The following is a 10006-nucleotide window of genomic DNA, read 5'->3' as shown; positions in this document are numbered from 1 at the left end:
TCTCATCACGCTCTAGTTGCAGGCTGCGGGCGCCAGCCAGACGAAACCCAGGGAGTCGACCGCAGAATCGGCGCGCGTCGACCGCTAAGCCGAGCCTGGTGCGGCGCCGGATCGGACGCCGAAATAACAAATTAACATCAGATTTGACGCGATTTGCCGGTGACGAGGACGCGGAAACAGCAAATCCGCGTCCGGTCCCCGACGAAGCGACCGACTGCGGCGATCATCCAGCGGCGGCGCGCGCGTAGATCGCCTCGAGCAGCCGGAGGTTCTCATCCGGCGCGTAGAACTCGAGATAAGCCGCCCGTGCGGCCCGTCCCCACGCCGCGGCGAGGTCCGGCGCACCCTGAATGTCCACGATCCGGCTTCGGAGCGCGACCGCGTTGCCCGGCGGCACCAACACGCCGGTCTTGCCCGCGGTCACGACTTCGGCAAGTCCGCCGATCTCGGACGCGATCACCGGCGTGCCCCGTGCGAAGGCTTCGACCACGACCATGGGAAAGCCCTCGTACCACAACGACGGCAGGACCAAGGCCCGGGCATTCGCCATTTCCCGCAGCACCTCGGCGCGCGAGAGCGCGCCAAGGAACGTGACATTGCCGGGCGCACGCGCCTCGAGCGCAACGCGCTCAGGCCCCTCGCCCACGATCCGCAACGGCACGCCGGTCCCGGCAACGGCCTCAAGCAGCACGCCGACGCCCTTCTCGCGGCTCAGCCGTCCGACATAGAGCAATCCGGAGCGCGGCGTGGCGGGATCAGGCGCCCCGGGATCGGCCATGAAGTTCGGCTTCACGTCAATCCGGCCCGCATCGAAGCCGGCCTGCGCGAACAGGGTTTTGGCAAACTGCGTCAGTGCGATGAGGCGCAAACCGGGACGGCTCCAGGTGCCGCGGCGCTGGTGCCGCGCGATCATGTAGGCCGAGGCCATCGAGCCCGGAAGCGATCCGCGGTAGCACCGATGCGCAACGCCCCAGAGATGGCCGTAATCGAGGCACTTGTGGCAGATGCGGCCGTCGCGCAGCAGCATGCCGCCGGTGCAGATGGTGCGATAATTGTGCAGCGTCACCACCGCAGGCACGCGCTTCTGCCGGCAGAGATCGAACACCGCGGGCGACAGTAGCGGGAAGAAGTTATGGACGTGGACGACGTCGGGGCGAAAGCGGTCGATCGCTTCCGCCACGACCCGTTTTCCGTCCGCATTATCGGCGATCGACAGTGTCGTCGCGATGCGCGCGGCGAGCGAATCGATCGCCTCGTTGCTGACCGTAAGCATTTCGACGCAGTGTCCCGCGCCGCGCAGCAGCTCGACTTCGGCCTCGAACACGACGTCCTCGCCGCCGCGTCCCTGATATCTGTTGTGAGCGACAAGTATCTTCATGATCGGGGCGCAGGGTCGGAAAACCAGTGCAGCTCCGTCACCAGGCTTTGGCCGGCGGCGAGCGTACCGGAGCCGATCAGCGTGGTCGCCGGCACTTTCAGATCGAACGACGGCGAATACCAGCCGGCCGGCATGGTGTCGTCACCGCGATATGATATCCAGCTGAGCGCCGCCGGCAGCTCGAGCTCGCCGCGCCCGCCGGGCCATGCGAGCTGCGCGATGCGCCCTTCAAGCTTGCATTCGACCTCGGGACCGAGGTGCCAGCTCAGACTCACCGGCACCGCAAGGCCTTCATCTCCAGGTCCTTCATCACCAAGCACAATATCGGTGACGACGAGCCGCGCCGCTTGCCGCCGCAATTGCACCGCGCGGCGATGCACGAGACCCGCTTCGTCCTGATATCCCGTATGTTCCGCGACCCAGCTCGCATCCGCATCTCGATCATCCAGGCCGCTTGATGCAATGAGCCGGCTCTGCGCGTGCCGGGTCCAGAGAAACGGGCCGCCCGACACCGACTGGTCGCGCTCGAACAGGCAAAGCGTGTTGTGCGCCGGCGTTGAACGGAAGTAGGCGCGCCATCGCGGATCACCGTGGTAGCAATAGGTGCCGGGGTCGGCGAGGATCTCGACTCCGCCGATCCTGCATTCAAGCGACAATGCATCGGCATGGGCATGCGCCGCGATGCGGCCGAAGCCGTGCGGGCCGTGGTCGCAACGGCACCACACCGCGCGCTCGGCATCGACGAGAAAGGCCTGTCCCGCCTCAGCCAGCAAATGCGAACGGCGCGCCGGCCGCCCTGCAATCGCACGCGCCGCGATGCCGTCGGTCAAGACAAACGTCCGCAGATCTGGCTCCGGCAGTGGCGGCCACCATGGCAGAGCACCGAACAGGCGCGCGCCGGTCGCGAGCAGCCCGAGCCAGCGATTGCCTGAGTGATCGTCGAGCAACAGGCCGATGCCGTCGTCGCCGTCGCCCTGGCGTGGCGGATGAGCGCGATCGTCCAGCATCGTAGCAATGACGTCGCTCATGCGGCACATCGTGGTCCAGACCGCATCGTCGAGCGGATGGCCGGACGACTCGCCCTGCACCCCCGCGGCGAGCAACAATTCAAGGACAAAGCCGTGATAGTCGGTCGCGAGTTCGCCGTTGCTGCCGCAGGCGAGGGTCTGCGCCACCGCCTCATGTGCCAACGTGCCGGCGGATTGCTCCCGCCATCGCGCGCTGTCGCGGAAAAAGGGAAACACACAGGCCGCCACGAACTGTCCGGCGGCCTCGGCGATGATGTGGTTGTTGGCGGAGGAGCCGCGGCTCGGGAACTGCGACAGCCAGTATTGATGCGCGTAAAGCTGCGTCAGGAACAGCTCGTTGTCCTCGAACAGCGCGGCAGCGCCGGGCCAGCCCTGCAACAGCTGGCGTATCCAGGCCCAGGAGATCAGCCGTACGCCGAGCTCGATGCCGCTGATCCAGTGCGGGCCGCGCGGGAATGGATTTTCGCGCCACCAGCTTGTGAGATGCTCGGCCACGCGCCTGGCGTAGCGCTCGTCTGAGGTCAGGTAATACGCTGATGCGAGCACCGTGAGATGATGGTGACGCGACGGCTCCCAGATATATTTGACGTTGCCGACCGCGGCCTCGTCGCGATAGGGAACCGCAAATGCGTAGGTGTCAGCGGGCGCCCGCTTGCCGCTGCGGACATCGACGAACCAGTCGGGCCGTTCGCCCAGGGCCGCATGATCCCTGGCAAATATCCGCCAGTGTCCGGCGAGAATCCGATCGGCGCACTGGATCACCCCCTCGGCTGCTTCTCGCGGAGCCCTGGCCGGCAAAGGCAGCAGTTTCAACCGCGGCTGGCGCGTGCCGGAAGTGAGCCTGGCGCCGGCGCGTCGCGCGACATCGGGCGGCGCGATGCGCCAAAGCTGGCGCAGCACCTGGTCATTCACTCGTCCGGCAAGCTCGGACGGCTCCATGCGCCGGAGCCTGCGCAGATACCAGGCCGGATTCATCTCACGCGGTCGAGGCGCGCGCGACGCCCTGCTCTGCTGCCGTGGTCGTCAGATCGACCGGCATCCCGGCCGCCGCACTCTCCTGCACCGCGAGCGTTGCGCGGGTGGTCGCAAGCAGCGATTCGAGCCCGATCGGCATCGCGGCCCCGGATGCGACCGCGGCGACGAAGGCATCCAGCATCGGCCGCTGGCCCTTGTCGAGCCGCGCTTTTTTCGTCGTCCGCTGCCCGGCGAGCCAAACTTCGAAGCGCGAGAAATTATCGAAGGCGGCAAAGCCCGTGCCTGCCGATATTTCGAGCGCCTCCTTCGGCACCCGTGGATCACCACCGGTGAGATAGCTGAGGCTCGCGACCGACCCGTCGGCAAAGTCGAAGGTGGCGACGAGATTGTCGATATCCTTGCCGGCCGCGCTTGCAGAGACACGCACCGGATCGGCACCGAGCCACCAGCACAGCACATCGATGAAATGGCCACCTTCGCCGGCGAAGCGGCTGCCTTCGCTCTCGGCCTGCAGATACCAGGATGATTTTTCGAGCGGGCCGGCGATGACGCGATATTGCAGCGTCTGCGGTCCCGCCGGCGCGAACGCCGCGCGCATGGCCTGCAGCAGCGCCGAGAAGCGGCGATTGAAGCCGACCATCAGCCGGTCGTTGCCGGTCTCGCGGATCACCCGCTCCAATTGGTCGAGCGAACCTCTGTCGATCGCCAGCGGCTTTTCGACGAACACCGCCTTGCCGGCGCGCAGCGCCTGCGCCGCGAGCTGGGCATGGGATGCATGGCGTGTCGCGATCAGCACGGCATCGATATCGTCGGCCTGGAGCACCGAGGCCGCATCGGTCGATGCCCGCGCGAAGCCGAATTTGCGTACCGCGGTGGCACCGCTCAGGCCGGTATTGGTGGCGACCTCGACCAGATCGACGCGCGCATTATTCGCAAGCTGCGGCAACAACATGCTGGAGGCATAATTTCCGGCGCCGATGACGCCGAGCCGCACCCGGCCGCTGCGCATGGCCACGGCCGGACGATAAATCATCTGCATCGCGCGCGAAGCGGCGTCCGGATAGGCGAACACGATGCCGAGGCCGACTTCACCCCGGCTCATGCGCTCGAATGCCGACGTCGCCTGCTCCAGCGGCACCGTTTCGGAGATCAGCGAGGAAAAATCGAGCCGTCCGTCGGCAAGCAGCGCGACGATCGCCTCCATGTTGCGCTTCTCGGTCCAGCGCACATGGCCGATCGGATAATCGATGCCGCCCTCCTCGTAGAGCGGGTCGTAGCGGCCGGGGCCGTAGGAGCGCGAGAAGCGAACGTCGAGCTCTTTGTCGTAGAATTCATTCCAAGGCAGGTTCAGCGTGCATTTGCCGATATCGACGATGCGGCCGCGGTCGCGCAGCAGCGCCGCTGAACGCGAAGCGAGATCGGGATCGTCGCTGCCTGCCGTGATGAACACGCAATCGACGCCGTTGCCTGCGGTCAGTTGGTCGATCCGTGCACGAAAAGAGGCCGCGGCATCGTCGGATGCGACGGCACACACCGCGGCGCCCGCAGCCTCGGCCTGACGACAGCGCGCCTCTAGCCTGTCGAGCCCTGTGACCACGACACCGGCGCTGCGCAGCAGGCGCACCATGATCTGCCCGATCAGACCGAGGCCAATCACGCAGGCGGTCTCTCCGAACCGGATCTCCGCCTGGCGGATCGCCTGCAGCGCGATTGAGGCGATCGTGGTGAATGCGGCCTGGTCGAGCGCAGCGCTGTCCGGCAGCGGCACGCAGAGGTTCACCGGCACCCAATTGTACTCAGCGTGGGTTGCATACTGATTGCCGCCACAGCAGACGCGCTGCCCGATCGAGAAGCCGCCGACGCCCTCGCCCACTTCCACGATGGTGCCCGACAGCGAGTAACCGAGCGGCGTATAGGAATCGAGGCGGTTCATCACCTTCTGATAGGTCGCCAGCAATCCCTGCTGGCGCACCGAGCGTGCCACCTTGGCGACCTGGTCCGGTCGCGCACGCGCCTTGCCGAGCAGCGACAGGCGGCCTTCGGTGAACTTCATCATCTCGGTGCCGGTCGACACCGCCGAGAATGCCGTGCGCACCAAAACCCCGCCGGGGCGGCAGCGCGGCGCCGGCACATCGATCAGCTTGAGCTCGCCACTCTTATAGTTCTGCGCGATCTGCTTCACGGTCGATCAATCGCCTCAAGTTAACAGCACCTTGTATCGCGCTTGTCGCCCATAATGAAGACAAGAACATTGTCAAAGTTAGCTCATCGCCGGCGGATTAACATCGATATCATTCCAGCAACAGGACCGGTTTGGGCGAGATCTCGACCTCGCCATTGGCGATAGGTCCTTCGCCACCGTCGAGGCCCTGGTAGCGGCTGAAATGCGGGTCGACGCGATAGACGGACCGGCCCTTGGTGGTCCACAGGATCAAACCATTGCGACCATCCGGCATGCGAAGCTCGACGCGCCAGGTCGATGGCGATGTTCTGCCCGCTGTCAGCACGCCTGCACCGACCAGCCATGACTGGACCGTTCGGTAGGCAATTCCGCTCGGTAGCAGTCCGCGCGCCGGATCCCATAATTTCCCGAAGTCGCTGCCGCCGCCGGCAAACTCGTACCAATAGAATCGGTCTACGCCGCTGATCCATTTCAGGATGTAGGCGCGCGCCAGGCACCCGTCCGGATTGTCCTCATAAGACGACCAGCCGGCCTCGGTGTCCCAGATCGGCCTTGCGGAAAGGCCATGCGCGGCGAGGATCTGCTTGAAGCGCGAGACGATTCCGATCACGGCTTCGGGTTCGCTCGTATAGCCGTGGAAGGCGAAGACATCGGCATATTGCCCGCCGCCTTGCGCCATGAAGGCTTTTTGCCAGCGATACCCATCGGGCGTGCCATTGGACGGCGGCGTCAGCACGGTCAACGTCGGATCACTGGCCTTGATGATCTCGTAGGCCCGCTTTTGCAGTTGGACCATGGTGGCGATATCGCCCGAGTAGTATTTGGGATCTTCCGGCTCGTTCCAGATTTCCCAGTATTTGATGCGGCCGGCGGCGCGCGTGACCGCCGCGCGCACCCAGTCATCCCATGACGCCAGATCGGCAGGCGGCGAGCTTGCACCGGGAGCGAACGCAGGCGGCGCGTCCTTCACCGACGCGGCCCATCGCGGCGTGAAGGCGAGATTGAGAACGATCTCGACGTGCTCCCGCTCCGCCGCCGCTAGAATGGCGTCGAAGCGCGCCCAATTATAAATGCCGGGCGCCGGGTTGATCTGAGCCCAGTAGATCGCGCCCCACAGCCGGACGCCGTCGAACTTCAACTCGGGCCATGGTTGCGACTGCCCGATCGCGTTGACCGTCATGCCGAAAAGTGTCGGCGGGATCACCGCCTTCACGCGGTTCGCATTGAGCGCATCGTTACCGGCCAAACCATCCCAGTGCAGCGGCCATTTGTGCGCCAGCGGCACCAGCGCGCTCAAAATCAGCGCAATCAATGCCCTTTGACCCCAATCCCTCACTCTGCCTGCCATTCCGTGTCTCGCCGCCGTCACATCGGTGTTGGGATTGCATCATGCAAGCCGCGCATGTTAATTCAGATGTTAGTCAGATTGTGATGTTGTTAGGTCAATGGTATAGATCATCGCAGATGTCGAGAGCTGAACCATCACCGCGGCGGATCCTGATCATCGTCGAGAACCTCCCGGTTCCTTTCGATCGCAGGGTGTGGTGCGAAGCAACGTCGCTGCGCAAGGCAGGCTACGAAGTTTCGGTGATCTGCCCGAAGGGCCGCGGCCACGACGAAACTTACGAATGCCTCGAGGGCATTCACATCTACCGCCACCCGATGCCGGTGGAAGCGCGCGGGATCGCCGCCTATCTCATCGAATATCCGGTCGCGCTGTTCTGGGAAACGTGGCTTGCGATCAAGGTGGCATGGAAGCACGGCTTCGATGTGATCCAGGGCTGCAATCCGCCCGACCTGATCTTCCTGATCGGTCTCCTGTTCAAGCTCGGCGGCAAGCGCTTCGTGTTTGATCATCACGACGTCAATCCCGAGCTCTATGAGGCAAAATTCGGCCGCCGGGACTTATTCTGGCATCTGCTGCGGCTGGTCGAATATCTCACCTTCAAGACGGCAAGCATCTCGATCGCGACCAACGAATCCTATCGCGAGATCGCGATCGCGCGCGGCCGCATGCCGGCCAACCGGGTGTACGTGGTGCGCTCCGGCCCCAATCTCGAGCGGGTGCGCTCGCGCCCGGCCGATCCAGCCTGGCGCCGCGGCCGGCGCTACAGCGTCGGCTATGTCGGCGTCATCGGCCAGTCGGAAGGCATCGATCTCTTGCTGCAGTCGATCGGCCACATCGTGCACGATCTCGGACGTACCGACATCCAGTTCAACATCGCCGGCACCGGGCCGGAGTGGAATGCGGTGGTCAAGCTCTGCGAGGAGATGCAGCTCTCCGACTACGTGAACTTCACAGGCGCAATAGCTGACGATGCGCTGTTCACGATGCTCTCGACCGCTGACGTCTGCGTCAATCCGGATCGCGTCACGCCGATGAACGACATCTCCACGATGAACAAGATCATGGAGTACATGGCGCTCGGACGGCCGATCGTGCAGTTCGACGTTCGTGAAGGCCGGCGCTCGGCGCTCGATGCCTCGCTCTATGCGGCGAAGAACGACCCCAAGGATTTCGCAGGCAAGATCATTACGTTGATCGACGACCCGTCGCTGCGTCACGCGATGGGCGCGTTCGGCCGCAGCCGCGTCGAGCGCGAATTGTCCTGGACCCATGAGGAGCCGAAACTGCTCGCGGCCTATGAGGCGCTGTTCGCAAGGAACGTCCCCTGGCAGAGCCGCGCGCCACGCGCGAACCCAACCACGGAGCGGTCCGCCTCACAGCCGTCCAGCGTCAACGCCAATGCAGCCGCCGGGCGGGCATCGCGTTGAAGGCTCCGCTGCCTCACCCACGTCAAACGCGTCGCGGCCGCGGCCACGCGCACGTCCCAGGTTGTTGAAGGTCGAAGCATGAATGTCAGCATTTTCGGCCTGGGCTATGTCGGCACCGTCTGCGCCGCCTGCTTCACCGAGCTCGGCCACCAGATCATCGGCGTCGACAAGAGCGTTGCCAAGGTCGACCTGATCCGCGAAGGCCGATCGCCGGTGATCGAGCCGGGCATCTCCGACAAGGTGGCGCGCGCGGTGGCGACGGGTCAGTTGACCGCGACCACTGATGCCACCGAGGCGATCGTCAACAGCGACATCTCGATGGTCTGTGTCGGCACGCCCTCGTCCGGCAACGGCAACCTCGACCTCACCGCTATCAGACAGGTTGCCATCGAGATCGGCCGCGGGCTGCGCGCAAAGAACGCACCGCATACCGTGACGATCCGCTCCACCGTGCTGCCCGGCACCACCCGCGACACCGTCGGACCACTGATCGAGGAAGCCTCCGGCAACAAGATCGGTCGCGATTTCGACCTCGCCTTCAATCCGGAGTTCCTGCGCGAAGGCAGCGCCATTGCCGACTTCAACGCGCCGTCCAAGACGGTGGTCGGCGCCTTCAATCAGGAAACCGCCGATCGCGTCATGGCGCTCTACAAGGACCTGCCCGGCGCCAAGATCACCCCGCCGGTCGAGACCGCAGAGCTCGTCAAATATGTCGACAACAGCTGGCATGCCCTGAAAGTCAGCTTTGCCAACGAGATCGGTGCCATCGCAAAGACCCTCGGCATCGACGGCCGCGACGTCATGAACATCTTCCTGCAGGACACGCGGCTCAACATCTCGCCCGCCTACCTGCGGCCGGGTTTCGCCTTCGGTGGCTCCTGCCTGCCCAAGGACGTCAAGGCGTTGAAGCACTTGGCACACAGCCGCGGACTGTCGACACCGGTGCTCGAAAGCATTCTGCCGAGCAACGATATGATCATGTCGCGTGGCGCCGACTGGATCCTGTCGCACGAGGGCAGCCGCATCGCCTTCCTCGGCATCAGCTTCAAGGCCGGCACCGACGACGTGCGCGACAGCCCTTTCGTCGAACTGGTCAAGAGCCTGCGCGGCGAGCAGCGCCAGATCCGGATCTACGACCCCAATGTGCGACTGTCGCAGCTGATCGGCGCCAACCGGGATTTCCTGATGCGCAACCCGGAGCTCGTCGGCTTGCTGTATGACGACGTCACAGCGACGATCGACTGGGCCGACATCATCGTGCTGACAACGGCCGATCCGCGCTTCGTTGCGGCGCTGACGGCAACCCGCCCCGACCAGATCGTGCTCGAACTGGCGGATATCGGACTGCCCGACGACGTCAGAGCCAGAGTGAGCGGCTTCCACTGGTAGGAATGACCATGGCAGCCATGGCCGAGACCCGCGACCGACCCGAAATCCGCTTCCACGACGAGATCTCGTCGGGATGGGAGGCGCTGCATCAGAGCCGCACCTTCAGGGCGCGCACCGCCGCGATGTTCGGCTTGCTCGGGAATGCGGACCTCAACGGACAGCGCTGGCTGGATGCGGGTTGCGGCACCGGAACGCTGTCCCGCCTGCTCGCCGCGCGCGGCTGCGACGTCACCGGCGTCGACGCCGCGGCGCGCCGCCGCGATCATTTCCGCCGCGGCG

At 64.9% G+C, this 10006-nt stretch carries 7 protein-coding genes; 3 read left to right on the top strand and 4 right to left on the bottom strand.

Features of this window, described 5'->3' with window-relative positions:
• Nucleotides 1-223: 223 nt before the first annotated feature.
• The 4 genes from H8A92_RS38000 to H8A92_RS37985 form a co-directional block, all read right to left on the bottom strand.
• The gene (locus H8A92_RS38000; protein ID WP_229200407.1) at nt 224-1378 is read right to left on the bottom strand and encodes a glycosyltransferase; all 1155 of its coding nucleotides are present in this window, start codon (nt 1376-1378) and stop codon (nt 224-226) included.
• Nucleotides 1375-3381 (bottom strand): heparinase II/III family protein, encoded by a 2007-nt coding sequence (locus H8A92_RS37995; RefSeq protein ID WP_229200405.1) that lies wholly within the window; start codon nt 3379-3381, stop codon nt 1375-1377. Before H8A92_RS37995 ends, H8A92_RS38000 begins: the two co-directional genes overlap by 4 nt.
• Before the next feature lies 1 nt (nt 3382).
• Complete coding sequence (locus H8A92_RS37990; protein ID WP_229200404.1) at nt 3383-5563, bottom strand: bi-domain-containing oxidoreductase; 2181 nt, start codon at nt 5561-5563, stop codon at nt 3383-3385.
• 109 nt (nt 5564-5672) lie between these two features.
• Complete coding sequence (locus H8A92_RS37985) at nt 5673-6911, bottom strand: glycosyl hydrolase (protein ID WP_229200403.1); 1239 nt, start codon at nt 6909-6911, stop codon at nt 5673-5675.
• A 116-nt stretch (nt 6912-7027) separates the two neighbouring features.
• On the opposite strand from H8A92_RS37985, the gene H8A92_RS37980 reads away from it, so the two are divergent.
• The 3 genes from H8A92_RS37980 to H8A92_RS37970 all read left to right on the top strand — a co-directional run.
• Nucleotides 7028-8338: a glycosyltransferase family 4 protein gene (locus tag H8A92_RS37980; RefSeq protein WP_229200402.1), complete on the top strand. Its 1311-nt coding sequence runs from the start codon at nt 7028-7030 to the stop codon at nt 8336-8338.
• Nucleotides 8339-8416: 78 nt separating this feature from the next.
• Nucleotides 8417-9727 (top strand): nucleotide sugar dehydrogenase, encoded by a 1311-nt coding sequence (locus H8A92_RS37975; protein WP_229200401.1) that lies wholly within the window; start codon nt 8417-8419, stop codon nt 9725-9727.
• An 8-nt stretch (nt 9728-9735) separates the two neighbouring features.
• Nucleotides 9736-10006: class I SAM-dependent methyltransferase (locus H8A92_RS37970; protein WP_229200400.1), on the top strand; the 271-nt coding region annotated here is incomplete at its 3' end.

This window comes from Bradyrhizobium acaciae (assembly GCF_020889785.1).
GTDB classification, from domain to species: Bacteria; Pseudomonadota; Alphaproteobacteria; order Rhizobiales; family Xanthobacteraceae; genus Bradyrhizobium; species Bradyrhizobium acaciae.
The sequence above is the reverse complement of the archived record's forward strand: the minus strand, read 5'-3'. Positions and strand labels throughout refer to the sequence as shown.